At 70.3% G+C, this 24,445-nt stretch carries 21 protein-coding genes; 6 read left to right on the top strand and 15 right to left on the bottom strand.

The window, feature by feature from the left end:
• The first annotated feature begins 141 nt into the window (after nucleotides 1-141).
• The 3 genes from lptA to rpoN are packed head-to-tail and all read left to right on the top strand — an operon-like array spanning nucleotide 142 to nucleotide 3,224.
• Nucleotides 142-747, top strand: a complete 606-nt coding sequence (gene lptA, locus ACWA7K_RS18385; protein WP_456163022.1) for a lipopolysaccharide transport periplasmic protein LptA — start codon at nucleotides 142-144, stop codon at nucleotides 745-747.
• Nucleotides 744-1,502 carry an LPS export ABC transporter ATP-binding protein gene (lptB, locus tag ACWA7K_RS18390; protein ID WP_456163024.1) on the top strand — a complete coding sequence of 253 codons (759 nt, stop codon included), beginning with the start codon at nucleotides 744-746 and terminating at the stop codon, nucleotides 1,500-1,502. The genes lptA and lptB overlap by 4 nt, the downstream gene beginning before the upstream one ends.
• Before the next feature lie 27 nt (nucleotides 1,503-1,529).
• The gene (gene rpoN / locus ACWA7K_RS18395) at nucleotides 1,530-3,224 is read left to right on the top strand and encodes an RNA polymerase factor sigma-54 (protein ID WP_456163026.1); all 1,695 of its coding nucleotides are present in this window, start codon (nucleotides 1,530-1,532) and stop codon (nucleotides 3,222-3,224) included.
• A 197-nt stretch (nucleotides 3,225-3,421) separates the two neighbouring features.
• Here rpoN and ACWA7K_RS18400 read toward each other — a convergent pair whose 3' ends face one another.
• Together ACWA7K_RS18400 and ACWA7K_RS18405 are read right to left on the bottom strand one after the other, a co-directional pair.
• Complete coding sequence (locus ACWA7K_RS18400; RefSeq protein ID WP_456163028.1) at nucleotides 3,422-3,721, bottom strand: hypothetical protein; 300 nt, start codon at nucleotides 3,719-3,721, stop codon at nucleotides 3,422-3,424.
• A gap of 257 nt (nucleotides 3,722-3,978) precedes the next feature.
• Complete coding sequence (locus ACWA7K_RS18405) at nucleotides 3,979-4,584, bottom strand: DsbA family protein (protein WP_456163030.1); 606 nt, start codon at nucleotides 4,582-4,584, stop codon at nucleotides 3,979-3,981.
• A 193-nt stretch (nucleotides 4,585-4,777) separates the two neighbouring features.
• On the opposite strand from ACWA7K_RS18405, the gene ACWA7K_RS18410 reads away from it, so the two are divergent.
• Entirely contained in the window at nucleotides 4,778-5,398 is a 621-nt protein-coding gene (locus tag ACWA7K_RS18410; protein WP_456163032.1) for a hypothetical protein, read from the top strand.
• A gap of 25 nt (nucleotides 5,399-5,423) precedes the next feature.
• Here ACWA7K_RS18410 and ACWA7K_RS18415 read toward each other — a convergent pair whose 3' ends face one another.
• The 5 genes from ACWA7K_RS18415 to ACWA7K_RS18435 all read right to left on the bottom strand — a co-directional run bounded on the left by ACWA7K_RS18415 (nucleotide 5,424) and on the right by ACWA7K_RS18435 (nucleotide 11,464).
• Nucleotides 5,424-7,421, bottom strand: coding sequence for a TRAP transporter large permease subunit (locus ACWA7K_RS18415; RefSeq protein ID WP_456163034.1), 1,998 nt, complete (start codon nucleotides 7,419-7,421; stop codon nucleotides 5,424-5,426).
• Nucleotides 7,418-8,038, bottom strand: a complete 621-nt coding sequence (locus ACWA7K_RS18420) for a TRAP transporter small permease subunit (protein WP_456163036.1) — start codon at nucleotides 8,036-8,038, stop codon at nucleotides 7,418-7,420. Before ACWA7K_RS18420 ends, ACWA7K_RS18415 begins: the two co-directional genes overlap by 4 nt.
• 120 nt (nucleotides 8,039-8,158) lie before the next feature.
• Entirely contained in the window at nucleotides 8,159-9,274 is a 1,116-nt protein-coding gene (locus ACWA7K_RS18425; protein WP_456163038.1) for a TRAP transporter substrate-binding protein, read from the bottom strand.
• 154 nt (nucleotides 9,275-9,428) lie between these two features.
• Nucleotides 9,429-10,577, bottom strand: coding sequence for an N-acetylglucosamine-6-phosphate deacetylase (nagA, locus tag ACWA7K_RS18430; RefSeq protein WP_456163040.1), 1,149 nt, complete (start codon nucleotides 10,575-10,577; stop codon nucleotides 9,429-9,431).
• On the bottom strand, nucleotides 10,574-11,464 hold the full coding sequence (locus ACWA7K_RS18435) for a BadF/BadG/BcrA/BcrD ATPase family protein (protein WP_456163042.1): 891 nt from the start codon (nucleotides 11,462-11,464) through the stop codon (nucleotides 10,574-10,576). Before ACWA7K_RS18435 ends, nagA begins: the two co-directional genes overlap by 4 nt.
• A gap of 196 nt (nucleotides 11,465-11,660) precedes the next feature.
• On the opposite strand from ACWA7K_RS18435, the gene ACWA7K_RS18440 reads away from it, so the two are divergent.
• Nucleotides 11,661-14,645, top strand: a complete 2,985-nt coding sequence (locus ACWA7K_RS18440; RefSeq protein ID WP_456163044.1) for a PAS domain S-box protein — start codon at nucleotides 11,661-11,663, stop codon at nucleotides 14,643-14,645.
• Between the two features lie 12 nt (nucleotides 14,646-14,657).
• Here the strand turns inward: ACWA7K_RS18440 and ACWA7K_RS18445 are convergent, their stop codons facing one another.
• From ACWA7K_RS18445 to ACWA7K_RS18455, 3 genes are all read right to left on the bottom strand, one after another.
• Entirely contained in the window at nucleotides 14,658-15,371 is a 714-nt protein-coding gene (locus ACWA7K_RS18445) for a histidine phosphatase family protein (RefSeq protein WP_456163046.1), read from the bottom strand.
• Between the two features lie 115 nt (nucleotides 15,372-15,486).
• The gene (locus tag ACWA7K_RS18450; protein WP_456163048.1) at nucleotides 15,487-16,254 is read right to left on the bottom strand and encodes an SDR family NAD(P)-dependent oxidoreductase; all 768 of its coding nucleotides are present in this window, start codon (nucleotides 16,252-16,254) and stop codon (nucleotides 15,487-15,489) included.
• 25 nt (nucleotides 16,255-16,279) lie between these two features.
• On the bottom strand, nucleotides 16,280-17,800 hold the full coding sequence (locus ACWA7K_RS18455; RefSeq protein WP_456163050.1) for an amino acid permease: 1,521 nt from the start codon (nucleotides 17,798-17,800) through the stop codon (nucleotides 16,280-16,282).
• Nucleotides 17,801-17,944: 144 nt separating this feature from the next.
• On the opposite strand from ACWA7K_RS18455, the gene ACWA7K_RS18460 reads away from it, so the two are divergent.
• Complete coding sequence (locus ACWA7K_RS18460; RefSeq protein ID WP_456163052.1) at nucleotides 17,945-18,949, top strand: helix-turn-helix domain-containing protein; 1,005 nt, start codon at nucleotides 17,945-17,947, stop codon at nucleotides 18,947-18,949.
• Between the two features lie 546 nt (nucleotides 18,950-19,495).
• Here the strand turns inward: ACWA7K_RS18460 and ACWA7K_RS18465 are convergent.
• The 5 genes from ACWA7K_RS18465 to ACWA7K_RS18485 form a co-directional block, all read right to left on the bottom strand.
• The gene (locus ACWA7K_RS18465; RefSeq protein ID WP_456168865.1) at nucleotides 19,496-21,229 is read right to left on the bottom strand and encodes an ABC transporter substrate-binding protein; all 1,734 of its coding nucleotides are present in this window, start codon (nucleotides 21,227-21,229) and stop codon (nucleotides 19,496-19,498) included.
• Between the two features lie 121 nt (nucleotides 21,230-21,350).
• Entirely contained in the window at nucleotides 21,351-21,659 is a 309-nt protein-coding gene (locus ACWA7K_RS18470) for a DUF2160 domain-containing protein (RefSeq protein ID WP_456163054.1), read from the bottom strand.
• 11 nt (nucleotides 21,660-21,670) lie between these two features.
• Complete coding sequence (locus ACWA7K_RS18475; protein ID WP_456163056.1) at nucleotides 21,671-22,483, bottom strand: carbohydrate ABC transporter permease; 813 nt, start codon at nucleotides 22,481-22,483, stop codon at nucleotides 21,671-21,673.
• A complete protein-coding gene (locus ACWA7K_RS18480) occupies nucleotides 22,476-23,360 on the bottom strand; it encodes a carbohydrate ABC transporter permease (RefSeq protein WP_456163058.1) in 885 nt (294 codons plus the stop codon). The genes ACWA7K_RS18475 and ACWA7K_RS18480 overlap by 8 nt, the downstream gene beginning before the upstream one ends.
• Nucleotides 23,357-24,445 (bottom strand): ABC transporter ATP-binding protein, encoded by a 1,089-nt coding sequence (locus tag ACWA7K_RS18485; RefSeq protein ID WP_456163060.1) that lies wholly within the window; start codon nucleotides 24,443-24,445, stop codon nucleotides 23,357-23,359. The genes ACWA7K_RS18480 and ACWA7K_RS18485 overlap by 4 nt, the downstream gene beginning before the upstream one ends.

A 24,445-nucleotide genomic window follows, 5' to 3' on the forward strand; every position in this document is an offset into this window, starting at 1 on the left:
GATCGGAAGGGGTCCAGGCGGACCTCTTCCCGCCAGCCGCAGCGGGTGCGCCGTGAGGTGAACTCCCGCTTCGGTTGATGCATCAAAACCACCCGGCGGCGCAGACGTATGGCTAGAATCGTCTGCAATTTCTGTGCCGCCATGACGCCGTCCCCCACCTTCACCCCCGCCCTGCGCGCCGCCCTGACCGGGCTCGCCCTGCTGATGGCGTGCGCGCTGCCGGTCCGGGCCGAACGCGCCGATCGTGACCTGCCGCTGAGCTTCGACGCCGGCCAGCTGCGCATCGACGGCAAGCGCAAGGTGCAGGTGCTCAGCGGCGGCGTCGAGATCACCCGCGGCACGCTGGTGCTCAAGGCCGCGCTGGTCGAGCTGCGCGAGACGCCGACCGGCCAGGTCGCCGTCGCCACCGGCAGCGCCGAGCAGCCGGCGACCTTCCGGCAGAAGCGCGACGGCGTCGACGAGACGGTCGAGGGCCAGGCCCTGCGGATCGAGTACGACACCGTCACGCAGACGGTGAACTTTCAGAAGCAGGCCCAGGTGCGGCTCTGGCGCGGCGCGGTTCTGGCCGACCAGATCAGCGGCGAGACCATCGTCTATGACCATGGCCGCGACGCCTTCGAGATCCTCGGCGCAGCCCCGGCGCCCGCCGGCACGACCAGCCCCGCCGGCTCCGGCCGGGTGCGCGGCGTCGTGACGCCGCGGCCGGCCCAGCCGGGCGCGTCGGCCCCCGGTGGAGCCGGCCGTTGAGCGCGGCGAACGCCACCAGCCGACTCGAGGCCCAGGGACTGCAGAAGTCCTACGGCGCCCGCAAGGTCGTCAAGGACGTCCACCTGGCCGTCGACAGCGGCGAGGTCGTCGGCCTGCTGGGGCCCAACGGCGCGGGCAAGACCACCAGCTTCTACATGCTGGTCGGCCTGGTCCGGGCCGATGCCGGCGAGATCCGCATCGACGGCCGGCCGGTGCAGGGCCAGCCGATCCACCAGCGCGCCCGGCTCGGGCTGTCCTACCTGCCGCAGGAAGCGTCGATCTTCCGGCGCCTGACGGTCGAGGAGAACATCCGCGCCGTGCTGGAGCTGCAGCAGGACGCCAGCGGCCGGCGCGTCGACGCGGCCCACATCGAGCCGATGCTCGAATCGCTGATGGCCGACCTGTCGATCACCCGGCTGCGCCACAGCCCGGCGCCGGCGTTGTCCGGCGGCGAACGCCGGCGCGTCGAGATCGCCCGGGCGCTGGCGACCCAGCCGCGCTTCATCCTGCTGGACGAGCCGTTCGCGGGCGTCGACCCGATCGCGGTGATCGAGATCCAGCGGATCATCGGATTCCTCAAGGCGCGTGGCATCGGGGTGCTGATCACCGACCACAACGTGCGCGAGACGCTCGGCATCTGCGACCGCGCCTACATCATCAGCGAGGGCCGCGTGCTGGCCGAAGGCACGCCGGCCGAGATCGTCGAGAACCCGGATGTTCGCAAGGTCTACCTTGGCGAGCACTTCCGGATGTGACCCGCGTGTGACCCCTGGCCGACCCCCATGAAACCCTCCCTGCAGGTCCGCCTTTCCCAGCACCTGGCGCTGACGCCCCAGCTGCAGCAATCGATCCGCCTGCTGCAGCTGTCGACGCTCGAACTGCACCAGGAAGTCGAGCAGATGCTCGAACAGAACCCGTTCCTGGAAGCCGACGAGGACGCCGCTGGCGCCGATCGCCCGATGGCGCTGCCCGACGAGGGCGTGCCGGTCGCGCCGGCCGATGACGGCGGCGCTGCCGGCTCGTCCGACTACACCGCCGAGCGGGTCTCCGAAGGGCCCTCCGACAGCCCCGCCGAGTCCGCCAGCAGCGCCGCCGATGGCGACGGCGCCGGCATGGAACAGCTCGACTTCGGCGCCGCCGAGTCCACCCCCGACGACTGGGACAGCGGCCACGACCGCGAGGACTTCAACAGCCTGTCCGACAGCAGCGGCAACCGCAACGGCGCGCTCGAGGACGACGACAGCGACTGGAGCGAACGTTCCACCGCCGTGCCCAGCCTGGCCGAGCACCTGCGCGCCCAGCTGCGCGGCATGCGGCTGGCCGACGAGGACATCATGCTGGTCGAGTCGCTGATCGACTCTCTCAACGAGGACGGCTACCTGGCCGACCGGCTGGAGGAGATCGTCGAGCGGCTGGTCCAGGTCCTGAGCGGCGCGCCGCTGACCGAGGCCACCGAGGCGCAGTCGGCCTCGCTGGTCGACGACACCGTCGACGCGATCGATCCGGCGCTGCTGGCCGAACAGGCGCTGTTGCGCGAGGACCTGCTCGACCGCCTGCGCTGCGCGCTGGGCTGGCTGCAGAGCCTGGAGCCGACGGGCGTGGGCGCGCGCGACCTGGCCGAGTGCCTGGTGCTGCAGCTGCGCGAACGCGACGCGACGCCGGCGCGCGACGCCGCGATCCGCATCTGCCGCGACCACCTCGACCTGCTGGCGCGCCGCGACGTGCGCAAGCTGACCGTCGCGCTGGGCGTCGACGAGGACCTGATCCGCGATGCGCAGAGCCTGATCGTCACGCTCGAACCCAAGCCCGGCCGCCGCTTCGCCCGCGCCGAGGCCAACATCGTCGTGCCCGACGTGATCGTGCAGAAGTCGGGCCGCGGCTGGAAGGTCGTGCTGAATCCGGACGTGATGCCCAAGCTGCGCATCAACGACATGTACGCGCAGGTGCTGCGCCAGCACCGCAGCCAGCGCAACGGCGGCGGCGGCGACAACGGCGCGACGCTGTCGGCGCGGCTCCAGGAGGCGCGCTGGTTCGTCAAGAACATCCTCCAGCGCTTCGACACCATCCAGCGGGTCTCGCAGGCCATCGTCGAACGCCAGAAGGCCTTCTTCACCCACGGCGAGATCGCGATGAAGCCGCTGGTGCTGCGCGAGATCGCCGACGAGCTGGGCCTGCACGAGTCGACCATCTCGCGCGTGACGACGGCCAAGTACATGGCCACGCCGTTCGGCACCTTCGAGCTGAAGTACTTCTTCGGCAGCTCGCTCAACACCGAGGCCGGCGGCAACGCGTCGAGCACGGCGGTGCGGGCGCTGATCAAGCAGTTCGTGGCCGCCGAGGACCCGAAGAAGCCGCTGTCGGACAGCCAGCTCAGCGCGATGCTGGAAGAGCAGGGCATCCAGGTCGCCCGCCGCACGGTCGCCAAATATCGCGAAGCACTGAAGATCGCCCCCGCGAACCTGCGCAAGGACATGTGACATGTCTGGGGCGGCCCGTTGGCACCAGCCCGTCGGACACGGGGTGTCCGACCTACCGAAAGACGTCGGCCGATGGCGACGCGGCCGGGCGTCTTGAACCCGGTCCGGATTCGTTCAAACGGCAGGTCGGACACCCCGTGTCCGACGGGTTTCGTTCAACCGGTAGGTCGGACACCCCGTGTCCGACGGGCTGGTGGCTATTGCTGCTGCGCCAGCTGCTCCGCATAGCGCGTGGCCGGGCGCAGGCTCTGGTGGGCCTGGGCGCGGCTGCGGCGCAGGAAGTCTTCGGCCAGGCCGCTCAGTTCGGGGTTGCCGCTGGCGCGGCACAGGCTCATGACGGCACGGGCGTATTCGGCCGGGCCGAGCATCAGGTTGACGTCGATGTCTTCGCCGGTCTCGTGCAGCAGCAGCGCGTGGATGCGCTGGACGAGCGCGATGCGCGGGTCTTCGGTCGTGACGGTGGCGGCGGCGATGGTGGCAGTGGCGGTGATCGGCATGGTGCGTGGCTCCCTGGCCTGCTCTCCATGCAGATGACGTGCCCGTTTCGCCGGCCCAAACCGCCAAACTGAAACTGCAATCGATGCCGTGCGACAACGCACGATCCAGGTTCAGGGTAAGCACCGACCGTGTGCGCGGGCCGTGCCGCCGTTCACACCCTGGCCAACCCTCGCGGCCCGTGCCTCGGTGGCGGGCCCGACGGGCGTGTGCACCGAACTGCGGCAGCGCGGCGCCGAGCGCACCAAGGTGCGACAGCTCAGCGGTCGCCCGACAGCCAGCGATCGATCTGGTGCTTGCGGTCGTTGCCCCAGAAGGGCTCGCCGTCGACGATGAAGAAGGGCGCGCCAAACACGCCGGCGGCGATGGCGGCGTCGTTCTCGGCGCGCAGCCGATCCTTCCAGGTCGGGTCGGCGCAGACGGCGGCGGTCTGTTCCGGCGCGATGCCGAACTCGGCCGCGAGCCCTTGCAGCGCGGTCATGTCGTTGAGCGCGATGCCGCGGGCGAAGTAGCCGCGCAGGCCGGCGTGGGCCCAGGCCACCGCCCGTTGCGGATCCTGGCTGTCGAGCCACCAGAACAGCCGCGCGGCGTTGTGGCTGGCGATCGGGAAGGGCGAGGGCATGGCCATCGGCACGCCTTCCATGCGGGCCGAGCGGGCGAAGTCGCGCAGCGAGTACTCGCGCTTGATCGGGTAGGACACGGGGCTCTTCAGCTCGGCGGCCTGGAAGGTGACGCCCAGCAGGATGGCGTGCCAGCGCACCGGCCGGCCGTGGCGCGCGGCCAGCGCCGCGATCCATTCGGAGGCGATGTAGGCGTAGGGCGACGAGAAGTCGAAATAGAACTCGATCGGTGCGGGGGCGTTCATGGCGCGGACCATATGGCGCGGATGCGACAGCGTCCATCCGCAGCCGTCCGGGGTCTGCGGCGTCGGCGCGACAGCGGCGCCGACATTGCAGCGTCCTGACCACGGTTCGGGCGATCGGACCCCGCTATCTGGGGGCGCGCCGATTCTTGACCTTCCTCATGCCGGGTCCAGCGTGGCTGCCTAGCATCGGTCCATGCCCGACCTGCTGATCACGCTGGCCTGCACCGCGCTGGCGCTGGCCCTGCGCCCCTGGCGCTCCCTGTCCGGCGAAGGACCGCCGTGGCCCTGGCTGGCCTGGTGGCTGACGCTGCCGCTGTTCTGGGCCAGCGACCGGCTGGCCGGCGCGCTGATCCAGCCGATGTCGGGCGTGCCGCTGCTGGTGCTGATGACCGGTTGGCCGCTGGCCGTGCTGGCGCTGCTGCCGACCGCGCTGCTGACCGCCTGGCTGGGCGGGCTGGATCCCTGGGAGACCCTGCACCGCCTGGTCTGGCTCGGCCTGGTGCCCGCCGGCCTGACCGTGCTGCTCGGCGCGGCCGTGCGGCGCTGGCTGCCGCACCACCTGTTCGTCTACATCCTGGTGCGCGGTTTCGGCATGTCGCTGCTGGCGCTGACGATGGCCGGCCTCGGCGCGCTGGCCGTCGACGGCGTGCCCGAAGGCCTGCAGACCGGCGAGGCCGTCATTGCCCGCTGGCTCTCGGCCTGGGGCGATGCCTTCCTCACCGGCATGCTGGTGGCCATCTTCGTGGCCTTCCGGCCGACCTGGCTGGCGACCTGGTCGGACCGGCTCTACCTGCCACCGCAGCAGCGGCGCTGACCGGCGTCAGCGCCGCCCGAGATCGCTAGCGCCCGTACAGCACCTGCGGCAGCCACAGCCCGATGTCCGGGAACATGTAGAGCAGGAAGATCGCCACGACCTGGATGCCCATGAACGGCAGCATGCCCGCGAAGATCTGGTTGAGCGTCACGTGCGGCGGGCTGACGCCCTTCAGGTAGAAGGCCGCCATCGCCACCGGCGGGCTCAGGAAGGCGGTCTGCAGGTTCAGCGCCACCAGCAGGCCGAAGAACAGCGGGTCGACGCCGAAGTTGTCCAGCAGCGGCACGAAGATGGGCATGAAGATCACGATGATCTCGGTCCATTCCAGCGGCCAGCCCAGGATGAAGATGATCACCTGGCTCAGCAGCAGGAACTCGGTCTTGCTGAGGTTCATGCCCAGCACCCACTTCTCGACCAGCTCCTGCCCGCCCAGCAGCGCGAACGCGGCCGAGAAGATCGCCGAGCCGACGAACAGCCAGCAGACCATCGCGCTGGTCTTGGCGGTCAGGAAGACGCTCTCCTTGACCACGCCGAAGTTCAGCTGCTTGTAGGCCGCCGCCAGCAGCAGGCCGCCGAAGGCGCCGACGGCAGCCGCCTCGGTCGGCGTGGCCAGGCCGAAGACGATCGAGCCCAGCACCGCCAGGATCAGGATCACCAGCGGGAAGAACGAGGCCAGCAGCATCTTGAAGACCTCGAGCCGCTGGAAGCTCAGAACCGCGTAGAACGCGACCAGCGCGACGGCACCCACGCCGAGTCCGATCCAGTAGCTGGTCGGTGCCGGCACGGCTTCAGCCGCCGCCGCCGGTGCCGCTTCGGCGCCCGGTGGTTCGGCCACACCCTGCGCGGCCTTGGCGGTGGCGCCGGCACCGGCCGATGCGGACGGCTCGGCGCCCGGGGGCTCCTGCACGCCCTCGGCGCCGGGCGGTTCCTGCACGCCGCCTTCGGCCGGAGGCTCCTTCAGGCCACCCTCGTCGGACGGCGGTTCGGCCAGCCCGCTGCCGGACGTGGCAGGCTCATCGGCTGAGCCAGGGGGCGCACCGACACCACCGCCGTCCTGCTGGATCTCGACGGCGGCGTCGGCCGGGCGGGTCGCGACATCGTGACCCCACAGCGCGACGATCGCGAAGAGCAGCGCCGGCAGCAGCGTGATGCCGAGCTGGCGCAGCAGGTAGCCCGACGGCACATCAAGGTTGCGCTCGCCCTTCAGGGCCTTCAGCAGGGCCGGCAGGGCCGTGTTGGAGATGCCGGCCGAGACCCGCTGCGTCAGCGGCGGCAGCGGCACGAAGCGCTGTTCGGCCGTCAGCGGCGGGGCCAGGTGCGGCTTGAGCTTCGCCACGATGATCACGTAGACGATGTAGAGCCCCGCCAGCATGATCCCGGGGAAGAAGGCCCCGGCGTAGAGCTGCACCACCGACACGCCGGCGGTCGCGCCGTAGACGATCAGCATGACGCTGGGCGGGATCAGGATGCCCAGGCAGCCGCCGGCCGTGATGGCACCGGCCGACAGCCGCACGTCGTAGCCCGCTCGCAGCATCTGCGGCAGCGCCAGCAGGCCCATCAGCGTGACGACCGCACCGACGATGCCGGTGGCCGTGGCGAACACCGCGCAGGTGAACAGCGTGGCCACCGCCAGCGAGCCGGGCACCCGCGCCAGCGCCAGGTGCAGGCTGCGGAACAGCTTGTCGATCAGGTTGGCGCGTTCGACGAGATAGCCCATGAACACGAACAGCGGGATCGAGATCAGCACGTCGTTGCCCATCACCTTGAAGGCGCTCTGCACCATCAGCGTGAGGGTCTTGTCGGTGTCGCGCTCGTAGGCGATCCACGTGAAGATCATGCCCATGCCCATCAGCGTGAACGCCGTGGGGAAGCCCAGCATGATGGCCACGACCACCAGCGAGAGCATCAGCAAGCCGATGTGGCCGTTGGTGATCTTGTCGGCGCTGACCAGCATGGTCAGCGCGCCCAAGATGATCAGCCCCATCAGGATGAAGCCGAACCACAGTTCCTTGCGGATCTTCATGACGCGTCCTTCGGCGGCTTCACGTACTGGTCGAGGGCGATGATGTCCTCGTCCTTGACCTGCACCATCTGCTTGAGCTTGTCGACGTCGACCTCCTCGACGTCCTGCTCGCGCGAGGGCCACTCGCCGTCACGGATGCAGCGCACGCAGCGCACGATCTCGACGATGCCCTGCAGCAGCAGCATCGCCCCGGCCAGCGGGATGATGAACTTGAAGGGGTAGAGCGGCAGCGGCTCGGCCGAGAAGGTCTGCTCGCGGATCGCCAGCGACTCGTGCGCGAAGTTCCAGCCCGCCCAGGTCAGCGCGAAGATGCCCGGCAGGAAGAACAGGACGTAGAGCACCAGGTCGACCGTGGCCTGCGTGCGCGGCTGGAAGAAGCCGTAGAGCACGTCGCCGCGGACGTGGTTGTTCTTGGCCAGCGTGTAGGCGCCGCCCATCATGAACAGCGTGCCGTACAGCATGATCTGCGCGTCCAGCGCCCACGCGTGCGGGTGGTTGAAGGCGTAGCGGGAGAAGACCTCCCAGGTGATCAGTGCGGTGAGCGCGACGATGGCCCAGGCGAACAGCTGGCCCAGCCAGGTCGACAGCCGGTCGACCAGCAGAAGCAGGTTCTGCATGCGTGACATCCCTCGTTGGTCGGCCCCGTGGTGCGGGGCTCACGTTCAAGCGCCTGCACGGGGCAGGCGCTTGGGTCGGGTCCGGATCCCGGATCCTCGGGCGGACCCGGGCCGCGCCGGTCAGGCCTTCTTGGCGCCGAAGTAGCGGTTCCAGGCCATCTTGAAGTCGACCATGTAGTCGTTCTGCCATTGGCCGGCGCGCTGGGCGAAGGCCTTCTGGCTGTCGAGCACCTTCTGGAACAGCGGGTTCTCGGCGCTCTTCTTCTCGATCACCTTGTCCCAGGCGTCGAGCTGGGCCTTCAGGATCGCGTCGGGTGTCTTGTAGAACTTGATGCCCGACTTCTTCAGCTCCAGGTAGTCCTGCGAGTTGCGCTGGATCGCCTTCCAGCTCATGTCGGCGCTGGAGGCCTGCACGGCGTAGTCGACGATCGCGCGCAGCTCGGCCGGCAGGGCTTCGAGCTTGGCCTTGTTGAACAGGATCTCGAACTGCTCGCCGCTCTGGTGGAAGCTCTGCAGCATGCAGTTCTTGGTCACGTCGGGGAAGCCGAGGATGCGGTCGGACGTGGCGTTGTTGAACTCGGCCGCATCGATCAGGCCGCGGTCCAGCGCCGGCACGATCTCGCCGCCGGGCAGCGGGTTGACGGCGGTGCCCAGCTCGGTGAAGACGTCGACCGCCAGGCCGACGGTGCGGAACTTCAGGCCCTTCATGTCGGCCACCTTGGCCACCGGCTTCTTGAACCAGCCCAGCGGCTGCGTGGGCATCGGGCCGTACAGGTAGGAGACCACGTCCATGTTGATGGACTTGTAGATCTCGTCGAGCAGCGCCTTGCCGCCGCCGTAGTTGTGCCAGGCCAGCACCATGTTCGGGTCCATGCCGAAGGCCGGGCCGGAACCCCACAGCGCCAGCGCCGACTGCTTGCCGTAGTGGTAGGCGACGACGCCGTGGCCGCCGTCGAGCGTGCCCTTGTTGACGGCGTCGAGCAGCTGGAAGGCCGGCACGACCGAGCCCGAAGGCAGCACCTCGATCTTCAGCCGGCCGCCGGCCATGTCGTTCACCTTCTTGGCGAAGTCGTTGGCGTACTCGTGGAAGATGTCCTTGGCCGGCCACGTGCTCTGGAAGCGCAGCGTGGTGGTCTGGGCACGCGAGACCATCGGCGCGGCCAGCGCACCAGCCCCGAGGGCCGTGGCGGAGGCGGTGCGGAGGAAACGGCGGCGAGGTTGGGCGCTCTGGGTCATGGCAAGTCTCCTGGGGGTTCCGTTGAAGGAAAGCCCAGCCCTTGTCCCACTTCCTGTCCACGACAAGGGGCTGGCAAACCGAAGCGCGATGCTAGGTTCGACAGTTCTGAAGAGAAAGTTCAGAAATACCCTTGCGGGATCCCCCGCAGCCGCGTCAGTCTGTCGAGACCGGCTCGCCGTCGACCAGCACCCGCCGGACCGTCAGGTCGCCCGGGTCGAGCACGACCAGGTCGGCACAGGCGCCGATGGTCAGCCGGCCCAGGTCGGGGCGGCCGATCAGGTCGGCCGCATGGGTCGACACGCGCCGCGAGGCCTCTGCCAGCGGCACGCCGATCGAGACCAGGTTGCGCAGGGCCTGATCGAGCGTCAGGGCGCTGCCGGCCAGCGTGCCGTCGGCCAGGCGCACGCCGCCCTCGCACTTGCGCACGGTGTGGCGGCCGAGCCGGTAGTCGCCGTCGGGCATGCCGGTGGCGGCGGTCGCGTCGCTGACGCAGTACAGGCCCGGGATCGCGCGCCGCGCCGCATGGATCGCGCCGGGGTGGACGTGCAGCAGGTCCGGGATGATCTCGGCGTGTTCGGCATGCGCCAGCGCCGCGCCGACCAGGCCGGGCTCGCGGTGGTGCAGCGCGCTCATCGCGTTGAACAGGTGGGTGAAGCTGACCGCGCCGCAGCGCAGCGCCGCCACGCCGTCCTCGTAGCGGCCGTTGCTGTGGCCGAGCTGGACACGGTGGCCGGCCGCGCGCAGCGCCGCGATCAGGTCCAGGTGGCCGTCGACCTCGGGCGCCAGCGTGATCGTCACCAGCGGCGCGATGGCGTGCAGCTCGTGCACCTCGGCCAGCGTCAGCGCGCGGGCGTAGGGCGGTTGCGCACCGAGCCGGCCGGGGTTGATGTAGGGGCCCTCCAGGTGCACGCCCAGCACCCGCGCGCCGCCGGTCGGGCGCTGGCGCACATGCGGCGCCACGGCGCGCAGCGCGGCGCGGATCTCGTCCATCGGCGCGGTCATCGTCGTCGCCAGCAGCGCGGTGGTGCCGTGGCGGGCGTGGCAGCGCGCGACCTCGGCGGCGGCGTCCGGGTCGCGTTCGCCGTCCATCACGTCATGGCCGGCGCCGCCATGCACGTGCAGGTCGACGAAGCCGGGCAACAGCAACGGCGCGTCGCCGCCCGGGGCGTCGACCGGCTGGCCGGTGATGGCCTCGATGCGGCCGTCGCGCCAGCGGATCGTGCCGCGCAGCAGGCCCGCCGGGGTCAGGATGTCGCCGTCGAGCTGGCCGCTCCGGCGCGGGATCGGGTCGGGCGTGGTCATCGCGCGGTCTCCGACAAGGCCGTGCGGATGCGGTGCAGCGCGCCATCGCAGGCGTCGCCGGCCGCATCGACGGGCGTCTGCGGCAGGCCGTCGGCGATGCGGTCGGCCAGCGCGCGGCCCAGGCTGCCGGTGATCGCCAGCGGCAGGCGGCCGGACGGGTCCATCGCCCGCACCATCGCGCGGGCGTCGTCGATGGCCTGGGCGACCAGCGCGGCGGCCGCCGGGTCGTCGCGCTCGTGTGCCAGCACCAGCGGCGCCAGTGCCGCATAGCCGACCTGGCCCGCCGCCGCGCACCAGTCCAGCAGGCGCGCGCGGTCGTCGCCACAACGCTGCCAGACCGCGCGGGCCAGCGCACCGGCCGGCGCGCGGCCGTCCATCGCGCGCTGGGCCAGCCGCACCGCCTGCTGGCCGAACCAGGCGCCGCTGGCCTCGTCGCCGATCTGCCAGCCCCAGCCGCTGACCATGCGCCGCGTGCCGTCGGCCGCGATCGCCACGCCGACGCTGCCGGTGCCGATCGCCAGCAGCACGCCCGGCCGGCCCCCGTGGGCGCCCAGCGCGGCGGCGGCGCCGTCGCTGTCGAGCACGACGCGGCCCCAGCCCGGATCGGCGGCGAGGAACTCGCTCACCCAGCCCGGGTTCTCGGCGCCCGACAGGCCCAGGCCGAGGGCGCAGTCGCCGATCGGCGCCGGCGCCCGCCCGGCCGCCGCGAACGCCGCCGCAATGGCCTCGCCGATGTGGCGCCAGGCCTGCCCGATGCCCTGGCCCAGCGCCGAAGGCCCGGCCGCGCCGTCGCCCAGCACCTGACCGTCGACATCGCACAGGCGTGCCCGGGTGCCGGAGCCGCCGCCGTCCACGCCGATCAGGAAGAAGGAGGTCCGATGTGTCATGGCGCCGATCGTAGGCGGGTGCCCGTTGCGTTGTCGTCAGGGCGCCGCGAGACATCTGCACGACCGCCAAGCGTGGATTTGTGTCGGGTTGCAAACGATTGATCGGCGCGCCGCGCCGCGCGGCGCCGGGCTGACTACAGTGGCTTCCCGTGCGATTTGCCTGAGCCGGATCAGGTGAACCTGATCCGCCCACGCCGTGCCGCCTGTCCTGTCCGTTTCCGTCCCGCCGCGCCCTGCCGACCCGCCCGAACTGCTCGAGCTGGCGAGCTGGCGCGCGATCGTCGAGGACCAGGCCGAGGCGATCTCGCTGGCGCGCCCGGACGACTTCGTGCGCAGCTACGTCAACCCGGCCTACGCGACGCTCTACGGCCTGCCGCGCGAGGCCCTGGTCGGCCACTGCCTGCTGGAACAGGTGCCGCCGCAGGAGCGCGAGGCCGTCGCGCAGTTGCTGACCACGATCCGCGACGAGGGCCGCACCGAACGCAGCGAGAACCGCATCGTCCAGCGCGACGGCAGCGTGCGCTGGGTCTCGTGGACCAACCGGGTGCTGCGCGGCCCGGACGGCCAGGTCGAGTGGCTGCACTCGGTCGGCCGCGACATCACCGACGAAGTGGCCGGGCGCGGCGCGCTGGCGCGGCTGGCGGCGGTGGTGGAGTCCTCGGCCGACGCGATCGTCTCGAAGACGCTGGGCGGCGTCATCACCAGCTGGAACGCGGCGGCCTCCGCGCTGTTCGGCCACAGCGCCGCCGAGGCGGTCGGGCGCTCGATCCTGATGCTCGTGCCGCCCGACCGGGTCGACGAGGAAGCCGCGCTGATGGCGCGGGTGCGTGCCGGCGAGGCGGTGGTCGAGTGGGAGACCGTGCGCCAGCGCGCCGACGGCACGTTGCTGCACGTGGCGCTGACGCTCAGCCCGATCCGCGACCGCGACGGCCGCATCGTCGGTGTCTCCAATGTCGTGCGCGACATCGGCGAGCGGGTGCAGCTGCAGCAGGCGCTGGCCGAACGCGAACGGCGCTTTCGCGCGCTCTACGACCGCACGCCCGCGATGCTGCAGTCGATCGATGCCGAGGGCCGGCTGCTGAGCGTCAGCGACCTGTGGCTGCAGCACCTGGGCTACCGGCGCGAGGAGGTCATCGGCCGGCCATCGGTCGACTTCCTGACGCCGCAGTCGCGCCGCCATGCGCTCGAACACGTCCTGCCGGCCTTCTTCCGCGACGGGCGCAACGAGGGCGTGCCCTACCAGATGGTGCGGCGCGACGGCAGCGTGATCGACGTGCGGCTGTCGAGCGTGCTCGAACGCGACGCCGAGGGCCGGCCGCTGCGCTCGATGGCCGTGATCGAGGACGTGACCGAGCGGCTGCGGCTGGCGCGCGGCCTGGAGGCCGAACACGAGCGCCTGTCGGTGGCCCTGCACGCCATCGCCGATGCCGTCATCACGACCGATGCGCTGGGCCGCATCGACGACCTGAACCCGGTGGCCGAGGCGCTGACCGGCTGGTCGCGCGTCAACGCGCTGGGCCAGCCGGTCGAGCGGGTCTTCCAGCTGATCGACGAGGACAGCCGCGCGCTGATCGACAACCCCGTGCTGCGTTGCCTGGCCGATGGCCGCGCGCTGCCGCTGGTGCCGCATGGCGTGCTGCAGGCGCAGGACGGCCGCGAGTTCGGCATCGAGCACGCGGTCTCGCCGATGCGGGGCGGCGACGGCCGGCTGATCGGCGTCGTGCTGGTCTTCCGCGACGTCACCGCGCAGCGCCGCATGGCCAGCGAGATGAACTACCGCGCCACGCACGACGCGCTGACCGGGCTGGTCAACCGCGCCGAGTTCGAGGAGCGGCTGCAGCGTGCGCTCGACCAGAGCCACGACAGCGGCAGCCAGCACGTGCTGCTGTTCATCGACCTGGACGAGTTCAAGCTCGTCAACGACAGCAGCGGCCACGCTGCCGGCGACCAGCTGCTGCGCCAGGTCGCCGGCCTGCTGCAGCGGGGAGTGCGCGGCCGCGACACGCTGGCCCGGCTGGGTGGCGACGAGTTCGCGGTCATCCTCGAACACTGCCGCGTCGAGCAGGGCCTGCGGCTGGCGCAGCAGTTGTGCGAGCAGATGGACGACTTCCGCTTCATGCATGAAGGGCGGCGCTTCCGCGTCGGCGCCAGCATCGGCCTGGTCGGCATGGACGCCCGCTGGTCCGACACCGCCAGCCTGATGCAGGCGGCCGACAGCGCCTGCATGAGCGCCAAGGCGGCCGGCCGCAACCGGGTCCACGTCGCCGATGACCACGAGCAGCACCTGCAGATGCTGCGCGGCGAGGCCCAGTGGGCCAACCGCATCGACGCCGCGCTGGACGAACACGCGCTGCCCGAACACACGCTGGTGCTGCATGCGCAGTGCATCGTGCCGGTGCAGCGCCCCAGCGCCGAGGACGACGATCCGCCCGCCGGCCGCGAGCCGCTGCACGCCGAGGTGCTGCTGCGCATGGCCGACGGCCGTGGCGGCCTGATCGCGCCGGGCGCCTTCCTGCCGGCGGCCGAACGCTTCCACCGCGCCGGCCGGATCGACCGCTGGGTGCTGCGCAGCGTGCTGGACCTGCTGGCGCGGCTGCAGCCGTGGTTGCAACCGGGCGACCTGCTGGCGGTCAACCTGTCGGGCCAGTCGGTCAGCGACCGGGCCTTCCACCGGCTGGCGCTGGAGCTGATCGACGCCCATGCGGCGCTGGCCGGTCACCTGTGCCTGGAGATCACCGAGACCGCCGCGATCACCCGGCCGCACGATGCGGCGTCATTTGTGACCGAGCTGCGCCAGCGTGGCGTCAAGGTGGCGCTGGACGACTTCGGCGCCGGTGCGTCGTCGTTCGGCTACCTGAAGTCGCTGCCGGTGGACTTCCTGAAGATCGACGGCCAGTTCATCCGCGGCCTGGGCAGCGACCCGCTGGACCTGGCCGCCGTGCGCAGCTTCTGCGACGTGGCCGGCGTGATCGGCGTGCCGACCGTGGCCGAGTACGTCGAACATGCCTCGACGCTGGACGAGCTGCGCCGCCTGGGCGTGTCGCTGGCCCAGGGCCACCTGCTGCACCGGCCCGAGCCGCTGGCCGGGCTGCTGCAACGGTGGCTGGCGGTGCCCGAAGGCGCCGGCACCGACGCGCTGGCGGCCGTGCCGGCGCTGGTCCTGCCGGCGCTCAGGGCCTGACCGGCGGCGCCGTCACGCCCAGGTGATCGCCCCGGCCAGCGCCGGGTCCTGCGGGTCGTCCAGGTGGGCCACGCCGTTGAAGGTCAGCAGCCGGTGGCCGCGCGGGCTGGTCGCCAGTTCGCTGACCGCGCTGTTGCGGATGCGCAGGTTCAGCTCGATCACGCCGGCGGCCGGCACGCCCAGCACCGCGCCGACCGCCGTCGCGATCGGCCCGCCACTGCTGACCAGCAGCACCTCGCCGCCGCTGTGCTGCCGCTGCACATGGTCGAGCGCCGCGACGATGCCGGCGCGCCAGTCGGCATGGCGCGCCAGGCCGGGCGCCGCCAGCTCGCCGTCGAACCAGCGCAGCAGGGCCTCGCGCAGCAGGCGGAAGTGGTCGCGGTAGCCGTCGGGCGTGTCGGTGCGCGGCGGCGTGATCGGCCGGCCCTCGGCCGCGCGGGCGGCACCCAGCGCGGCCAGCAGCGCCTCGCTGTCGTATTCGGCCAGGCCGGGCCAGTCCTGCACCGGCAGGTCGGCCGGCGTCAGGCCCAGGCCTTCGGTGATGGCGGCGAGCGACTCGCGCTGGCGCCGCAGCGGGCCGCACAGCACCGCGTCGAAACGCAGGCCACGCGCGCGCCACCAGGCGCCCAGCCGGCGGCACTGCTGCCAGCCCAGGGGGCTCAGGCGGTCGTAGTCGTCGCTGCCGAAGCTGGCCTGGCCGTGGCGGACGAGGTGCAATCGGCCCATGTCAGCGGGGCGCGCGGGACGCGCGGTTGAGGAAGCGGGCGGTCATGTCCACAGTTTCGCCGCCCGCGTCGACCCGGGCTGTCGCCTGCCGGACGTGCCGTGTCAGACCGCTGCTTCAGACCGCCGTGAAGCCGTTGTCCACGAACAGGTGGGTCCCGTTGACGAAGCTGGCCTCGTCGCTCGCCAGGAACAGCGCGGCGGCGGCCACTTCCTCGGGCTCGCAGATGCGGCCCTGCGCGACGGCCAGCGCCGCGTCCGACACGTCGACGCCAAGCCGCTGCAGCGCCTCGACCTCGCGCAGCCCGTGCGGCGTGCGGATGAAGCCGGGGCAGACCGCGTTGCAGCGGATGCCGCGGTCGCGGTACTCGACCGCGATGGCCCGCGCGAACATGTGGCAGGCGCCCTTGGTGGTGTCGTAGAGCACCTCCATCGGCGTGCCCGCCACCGCCGAGATCGACGAGGTGCAGACGATCGCGCCCTTGCCCTGCGCCAGCATCGACGGCAGCACCGCCCGCGTGACCAGGAACATGCTCTTCACGTTGACCGCCATCAGCCGGTCCCACTCGTCCTCGGTGGTGTCGAGGAAGGGCTTCACGACGATGCTGCCGGCGTGGTTGAACAGCACGTCGATGCGGCCCCAGCGCGCCAGCACCGCGTCGACGGCGGCCTGCACCGGCGCGGCCTGCGAGACATCGGCGATGACCGCGCAGGCCTCGCCGCCGGCCTCGCGGATGGCCTGCACCGTGGCCTCGGCCTGCTCGGCGTTGATGTCCAGCACGGCGACCCGCGCGCCTTCGCGGGCGAACCGCCGCGAGGCCGCGCCGCCCACGCCGGTGGCACCGCCGGAGACCAGCGCCACCTTGTCCTTCAGTCGATCGGCCATGACGGCGTGCGCGGCGTCGGCCGGCTCAGTCGGTGACCTGCAGCGCGCGTTCGGCGGCGGCGATCTCGGCCTGCCGGCGCAGCACCTCCTCGCCGACCGGCGGGCCCTGGAAGCGGCGGCGCTCGAAGCCGAACCACACCACGGCGGTGATGGCCAGGAACACGCCGGTGATCCACAGCGCCGCGTCGTTCGGCGGTTGGACGCCGAGGTAGAAGATCGCCGCGATGGCCACGATGGCCAGCACGCCGACGACGCGGTAGGCACCCGCGCCCATGTTCCACGGGCCCATCGTCGTCCAGGTCTTGCCGATCGCGAACAGGCCGGCGATGACCGGCAGGCCATAGGACAGGAAGATGAAGATCACCGTGACCGACACGATGGTCGCGTAGGCCGGCGTGTACAGCGTGAAGGCGATCGAGATGACCGCAGCGGTCCAGATCGCCGCCACCGGCGTGCGGAAGGTCGGGTGCACCGTCTTGAGCTTCGCCGAGGCCGGCAGGCCGCCGTCACGGGCGAAGGCGTAGATCATGCGCGAGGCCGAGGTCACCGTGGCCAGGCCGCAGATCAGCTGGCAGACCAGGATCAGCAGGTAGAGCAGCTGCTTCAGCGGCCCCGGCAGGATGGCGTTGAGCGTGTCGAAGAAGACGTTCCAGCCGCTGGCCGCCGCCTTGTCCATGTCGGGGATCGCCAGCACGAAGGCGCTCAGCATCAGCCAGCCGAACAGCGACGACCAGATCACCGAGTTGATGATCCCCTTGGGCACGGCGCTCGCGGCGTTCTGCGTCTCCTCGGCGGTGTGGGCCGAGGCGTCGAAGCCGGTGATCGTGTAGATCGGCAGCAGCAGGCCCAGGCCGAACAGCAGCAGCGTGCTGTCGGTGGCCGGCCAGACGTCGCCGCCGGCCGGGCCGCTGTAGTTCTTGAAGGTCACCAGGCGCGAGAAGTCCCAGCTTGGCGCGTAGGCCAGCAGCGCGAGGGTCAGGCCGACGGCGACCGCGAAGATCAGGTAGCCCGACAGGTCGGTCAGCCGGGCCGTGGCGCGGATGCCGACGTGGTTGATCAGCGACTGCAGCACCGTGATGCCGATGACGAAGGCCGCCTGCAGGCCGAAGCTGGTCTCCAGGCCCAGCGTCGGGCCGAAGGCGCCGATGAAGTAGTTGTAGGTGCCGACGTTGATCGCGCCCAGCACCGTCACCAGGCCCAGCAGGTTGAGCCAGGCGGTCAGCCAGCCGTAGCCGCGTCCGCCCAGGATCGAACCCCAGTGGTACAGGCCGCCGGCGGTCGGGTAGGCCGAGCCGATCTGCGCCATGCCGAGCGCGAAGATCAGCGTGACGGCGCAGCCGATGATCCAGCCGATGCCGATGGCGCCGCCGCCCAGGCCGCTGATGCCCTGTCCGAGCGAGTTGATGCCGCCCGACAGGATGCAGATGATCGAGAACGAGATGGCGAAGTTCTGGAAGCCCTTCATGTTGCGCGCCAGCTCCTGGGCGTAGCCCATGCTGTGCAGCACCTTCAGGTCGTCGTCGTGGGTCGTCGATGGACTGTTCACGGGGTTCTCCGTTGCGGGCCCCCTGCCGGCGAGCGAGTACCGGCGGGTATGTGTGGATTGGTTCACGCAGCGGTCAGCCCGAACAATCCCGTTTCGGCAAGCAGGCCGCGAGATCCGTGGCACGGCCGTTGCTCGTTTCCCCGCATGGACCCGAACCTGCCCGTCACGCCCGACACCTCCGTCGCCCGGCCGACCAGCGGCTGGTCCTGCGAGAGCCACGCCGACATCGACGACCAGGCCGCCGCGCTCGACGGCTGGAACCAGCGCTACCTGCAGCTGTCGGCCGGCCGCTTCGTCGGCGAGGTCCAGCGGCTGCGGCTCGACGGCATCGGCCTGTTCATCGAGGACCTGCGCCAGTCGGTGCACCAGTCCGGCTGGGTCCGCCCGGACGTCGTCGCGCTCGGCGTGCCGCTGCAGCTCGACGGCGAGGCCCTGTTCTGCGGCCAGCCCGATGCGGTCGACGCGCTGCACGTCTTCAGCGGTGGCAACGGCTTCGAGTTCCGCTCGCCGCCGCAGCACCTGATGATCGGCATCGAGGTCGACCGGGGCCTGTTCGACACCCATGTGCGCACGCCATCGGACCGCCGCGACGCGACCGGCAACGGCCTGGCCGACAGCGCCCACCTGCGCCGCGTCGACCCGCTGGCGATGGACGCGCTGCGCGGCTTCCTGATCGACCTGTTCGGCTGCGCGGCCCGTTCCGCACGCGCCAGTTCGGGGCCGCTGCACCAGCAGGTGCGCACCCAGCTGCTCGACCGCATCGCGGCGGTGCTGACGCCGGCCCGTTCCGCAGCGGCCGAAGCCGGCGCCCGCCTCGCGCCGACCTCGCACGCGGCGCTGACGGCCCGCGCCACCGCGCTGGTCGCCGACCGGCTCGGCGAGCCGCCGTCGGTGGCCGAGCTGTGCCACGCACTGGGCGTCAGCCGGCGCACGCTGCAGAACGCCTTCCAGGCCACCTGGGGCATGGGCCCGCTGTCCTGGCTGACGACGCTGCGACTCGACGCGGTGCGGCGCGAACTCAAGCACGCCCGCTCGGTCACCGAGGCCGCGACGCAGTACGGCTTCTGGCACTTCGGCCACTTCGCCGAGGACTACCGCCGCCTGTTCGGCGAACTGCCGTCGCAGACGCTGCGCCGGCACGGCCACTGACCCGAACGGCGTTGCCGTCGGCAACGTGTCTTCATTCCCCTCCTCCGGAGGGGTGGCAGGCGCAGCCTGACGGGGTGGTTTGGTGGCAGGAAGCCAGAGCCCGAAAACCACCACCCCCCGCCTACGGCGTACCCCTCCGGAGGAGGGGAATTGGGGCGGTGACGTGCCGGCAGGACAACGGCGTTGCCTCCGGCAACGTGTCTTCATTCCCCTCCTCCGGAGGGGTGGCAGGCGTAGCCTGACGGGGTGGTTGCCGGCAGGGCGCCATTCCCCGTCGCCCTCCAGCGACGCACTTGTCGTGAGTTGACTGGCTCATCGAATGAGCCACCACAAGAACACCGATCAACACGAGGCAAGAGCCCCTCTCCCCTTGCGGGAGAGGGTAGGGTGAGGGGTTCAAGACTCGTCGCCCTCCGGCGACGCACTTGCTGAGCCCGGTCGCCAGCCCGCGCGGGCATGAAAAAAGGCGGTCGGGGAGACTGCCGACCGCCTTGCGGACGCCGCGCGGGGCGGCGTCCTTCCCGGAACCTCACATCAGGGCGCGGTTCAGCGCGCCTTGCCAGCCTTCCACGCGCTGAGCAGCGAGTCGTAGGCGATGGTCTCGCCCTTCGGCTTCTCGTTGGCCAGCTTCTTCCACGGCGCGGCCTTGTCGCTCAGCCACTTGGACGGATCGCTCTTGGGGTTCATCTTGGGCGCGCACTTGGCCATGCCGGCGCGCTCCAGACGGGTCATCACCTGGTCCATCTCGTCGGCCAGCGTGTCCATCGCACCCTGCGGGGTCTTTTCGCCGGTGACCGCCTGCGCCACGTTCTTCCACCACAGCTGCGCCAGCTTCGGGTAGTCGGGCACGTTGGTGCCGGTGGGCGACCAGGCCACGCGGGCCGGGCTGCGGTAGAACTCGACCAGGCCGCCGAGCTTGGGCGCCAGGTCGGTCATGGCCTTGCTCTGGATGTCGGACTCGCGGATCGGCGTCAGGCCGACCGTGGTCTTCTTCAGGCTGGTGGTCTTGGCGGTCACGAACTGGGCGTAGAGCCAGGCGGCGGCCGTCTTGTTGGCATCGTGGTCCTTGAAGAAGGTCCAGCTGCCCACGTCCTGATAGCCGTTCTGCATGCCCTGCTTCCAGTACGGGCCGTTCGGGCCGGGGGCCATGCGCCACTTCGGCGTGCCGTCGGCGTTGACCACCGGCAGGCCCGGCTTGGTCATGTCGGCGGTGAAGGCCGTGTACCAGAAGATCTGCTGCGCGATCTGGCCTTGCGCCGGGACCGGACCGGCCTCGCCGAAGGTCATGCCGGTGGCTTCCTTGGGCGCGTACTTCTTCATCCAGTCGACGTACTTGGTCAGCGCGTAGACGGCGGCCGGCGAGTTGGTCGCGCCGCCACGGGCGACCGATGCGCCCACCGGGGTGCACTTGTCGTCGGCCACGCGGATGCCCCACTCGTCGATCGGCAGGCCGTTGGGCGCGCCGATGTCGGCGGTGCCGGCCATCGACAGCCAGGCGTCGGTGAAGCGCCAGCCCAGCGACGGGTCCTTCTTGCCGTAGTCCATGTGGCCGTAGATGGCCTTGCCGTCGATGGTCTTCACGTCGTTGGTGAAGAACTCGGCGATGTCCTCGTAGGCGCTCCAGTTCAGCGGCACGCCCAGGTCATAGCCGTACTTGGCCTTGAACTTGTCCTTCAGGTCCTTGCGCTCGAACAGGTCGGCACGGAACCAGTACAGGTTGGCGAACTGCTGGTCGGGCAGCTGGTAGAGCTTGCCGTCCGGGGCGGTCGTGAACTTGGTGCCGATGAAGTCATTGATGTCGATGCCCGGGTTGGTGAACTCCTTGCCCGCGCCGGCCATGTAGTCGGTCAGGTTGAGGACCTTGCCGTAGCGGTAGTGCGTGCCGATCAGGTCGGAGTCGCTGATCCAGCCGTCGTAGATCGACTTGCCCGACTGCATCGAGGTCTGCAGCTTCTCGACCACGTCGCCTTCCTGGATCAGGTCGTGCTTGACGGTGATGCCGGTGATCTCGGCAAAGGCCTTGGCCAGCGTCTTGGACTCGTACTCGTGCGTCGTGATGGTCTCGGAGACCACCGAGATCTCCTTGACCCCCTTGGCCTGCAGCTTCTTGGCCGCGTCGATGAACCACTTCATCTCGGCCATCTGCTGGTCCTTGCTCAGCGTCGACGGCTGGAACTCGCTGTCGACCCACTTCTTGGCCTCGGCCTCGCCGGCCCGGGCCACCCCGCTGGCCAGCGCGGCGGCGGCGGCCAGTGCGACGGCGGTGTATCGCGTCTTCATCGTCATGGACATGGACATGGACATGGACTTGTCTCCTCGGAGCGCTTCCCCTTGATGTGATCTGGAACGGCCCCGGGGAAGCGTCGGGCCGGATCCGTCGAGACGGGCGGGTGTCGGCGCGTCAGCCGCGCCGCATGATCAGCACGAGCAGCCCCATCGAGGCGACGAAGCTGACCCAGATGCTGGGTTCCTGATCGAGGCTCAGCCAGCCGGCGACACGCCCGGCCAGGCCGATGAACACGAGGTTGAGATAGGCGGCGCTCAGCAGCCCGATGAACAGCCGGTCGCCGCGTGTCGTGGCGATCGGCAGGAACCCCTTGCGCAGGGTGGTGGGCGAGCGGATCTCCCAGACCGTCATGCCCACCAGCATCAGCGCGATGCAGATGAAGAAGACGGCCACCGGGAGCGTCCATGCCATCCAGTCGAACATGGCGATTCCTTTCAGACCCGGCCCATCGCAAAGCCTTTTGCGATGTAGTGGCGGACGAACCAGATGACGATCGCGCCGGGCACGATCGTGAGGACACCGGCGGCGGCCAGCGTGGCCCAGTCCATGCCGGAGGCGCTGACGGTGCGCGTCATCGTCGCGACGATGGGCTTGGCGTTGACGCTGGTCAGCGTGCGCGCCAGCAGCAGCTCGACCCAGCTGAACATGAAGCAGAAGAAGGCCGCCACGCCGACGCCGGCCTTGATCAGCGGCAGGAAGATGGTCACGAAGAAGCGCGGGAAGGTGTAGCCGTCGATGTAGGCCGTCTCGTCGATCTCGCGCGGGATGCCGCTCATGAAGCCTTCCAGGATCCAGACCGCCAGCGGCACGTTGAAGACCAGGTGCGCCAGCGCCACCGCCAGGTGCGTGTCCATCAGCCCGACGGTCGTGTAGAGCTGGAAGAAGGGCAGCAGGAAGACCGCCGGCGGCGTCATGCGGTTGGTCAGCAGCCAGAAGAAGACGTGCTTGTCGCCCAGGAAGCTGTAGCGGCTGAAGGCATAGGCCGCCGGCAGTGCCACGCCCACCGAGATGACCGTGTTGATCGCGACGTAGATGAGGCTGTTGATGTAGCCCGAGTACCAGGACACGTCGGTGAAGATGGTCCGGTAGTTGGCCCATGTGAAGTGCTGCGGCCAGAGCGAGAAGCTGGAGAGGATCTCCTCGTTGGTCTTGAAGGACATCGTCGTCATCCAGTAGATCGGCAGGATGGCGAAGACGATGTAGACGATCAGGAAGACCGTCCGCTTCTGGAAACGTGCCTCAGTCATGGCCGCCCTCCTTCTCGGCCTGGCCGACCCGCTGCATCCAGTTGTAGAGGATGAAGCACAGCAGCAGGATGATCAGGAAATAGATCAGCGAGAAGGCCGCCGCCGGACCGAGGTCGAACTGGCCGACCGCCTTCTGCGTCAGGTACTGGCTGAGGAAGGTGGTCGCGTTGCCCGGCCCTCCGCCGGTCAGCACGAAGGGTTCGGTGTAGATCATGAAGCTGTCCATGAAACGCAGCAGCACGGCAATCATCAGCACGCCGCGCATCTTGGGCAGCTGGATGAACCGGAACACCGCGAGCTTGCTGGCCCCGTCGATGCGGGCGGCCTGGTAGTAGGCATCGGGGATCGAGCGCAGCCCCGCGTAGCAGAGCAGCGCGACCAGCGGCGTCCAGTGCCAGACGTCCATCACCAGCACGGTGACCCAGGCGTGCGTGGCGTTGCCGGTGTAGCTGTAGTCGAAGCCGAGCGCCTGCAGCGTCGCGCCCAGCAGGCCGATGTCGGCGCGGCCGTAGATCTGCCAGATCGTGCCGACCACGTTCCAGGGGATGAGCAGCGACAGGGCCACCACCACCAGCGTGGCCGAGGCCTTCCAGCCCTGCGCCGGCATCGACAGCGCCAGCGCGATGCCCAGCGGGATCTCCACGGCCAGCACCGACAGCGAGTAGGTCAGCTGGCGCCACAGCGCGGCGTGCAGGTCCTCGTCGCGCATCACGGCGGCGAACCATTCGGTGCCGACGAACACGCGCCGCTCGGGCGAGATGATGTCCTGCACCGAGTAGTTCACGACGGTCATCAGCGGCAGCACCGCCGAGAAGGCGACGCACAGGAAGACCGGCAGGATCAGGAACCAGGCCTTCTGGTTGACGGGCTTGTTCATGCGATGAGCGCCTCGTTGTGGTTGTAGAAGCAGGTGTGCGGGCCCAGCACCTGCAGCCACAGCGAACGGCCGGCGGCCGGCACGTCGGCGTCGGCGTTCAGGCGGACCTTGACCTCGTGGCCGCCGATGCGCGCGCTGACCAGCCACCAGGTGCCGACGTCCTGCACCTTGACGACCTCGGCCGGCACGGCACCGGGCGCATCGGCCGCGCAGGGCGCCAGGTACTCGGGCCGCACGCCCAGCAGCAGCTCGCCTTCGGGCAGGTTGGCGATGCCGTCGGGCAGGCTCAGCGCGTGAGCCTCCAGCCGCAGTGAGCGGCCATCGTGCGCACAGCGGATCGGCAGGAAGTTCATGCCCGGCGAGCCGATGAAGTGGCCGACGAAGCGGTGCGCCGGGCGCTCGAACAGCGCATCGGGCGAGCCCAGCTGGACCACCCGGCCGCGGGTCATCACGACCACCTGCTCGGCGAACGTCAGGGCCTCGACCTGGTCGTGCGTGACGTAGATCAGCGTCAGCTTGAGCTCGCGGTGGATCTGCTTGAGCTTGCGCCGCAGCTGCCACTTCAGGTGGGGGTCGATGACGGTCAGCGGCTCGTCGAACAGCACCGCGCTGACGTCCGAGCGGACCAGGCCCCGGCCCAGCGAGATCTTCTGCTTCTGGTCGGCCGACAGGCCGGCCGCGCGCTGGTCGAGCTGGTGGCTCATCTCCAGCATCTCGGCGATCTGGCCGACACGCTGGCGGATCTGCGCCTCGGGCACGCGCCGGTTGCGCAGCGGGAAGGCCAGGTTCTCGGCCACGGTCATCGTGTCGTAGATGACCGGGAACTGGAACACCTGGGCGATGTTGCGCTGCTGCGGCGTGGCGCGCGTCATGTCGACACCGTCAAAGGTGACCCGGCCCTGCGAGGGCACCAGCAGCCCCGACATGATGTTGAGCATGGTCGTCTTGCCGCAGCCCGAGGGGCCGAGCAGCGCGTAGGCGCCGCCGTCCTCGAAGCTCATCTTCAGCGGCAGCAGCGCGTAGTCGCTGTCCTGCGTCGGGGTGGGGCGGTAGCTGTGCGCCAGGTCGAGGTCGATGCGGGCCAT

Source organism: Leptothrix mechoopdaensis (SeqCode), assembly GCF_053893855.1.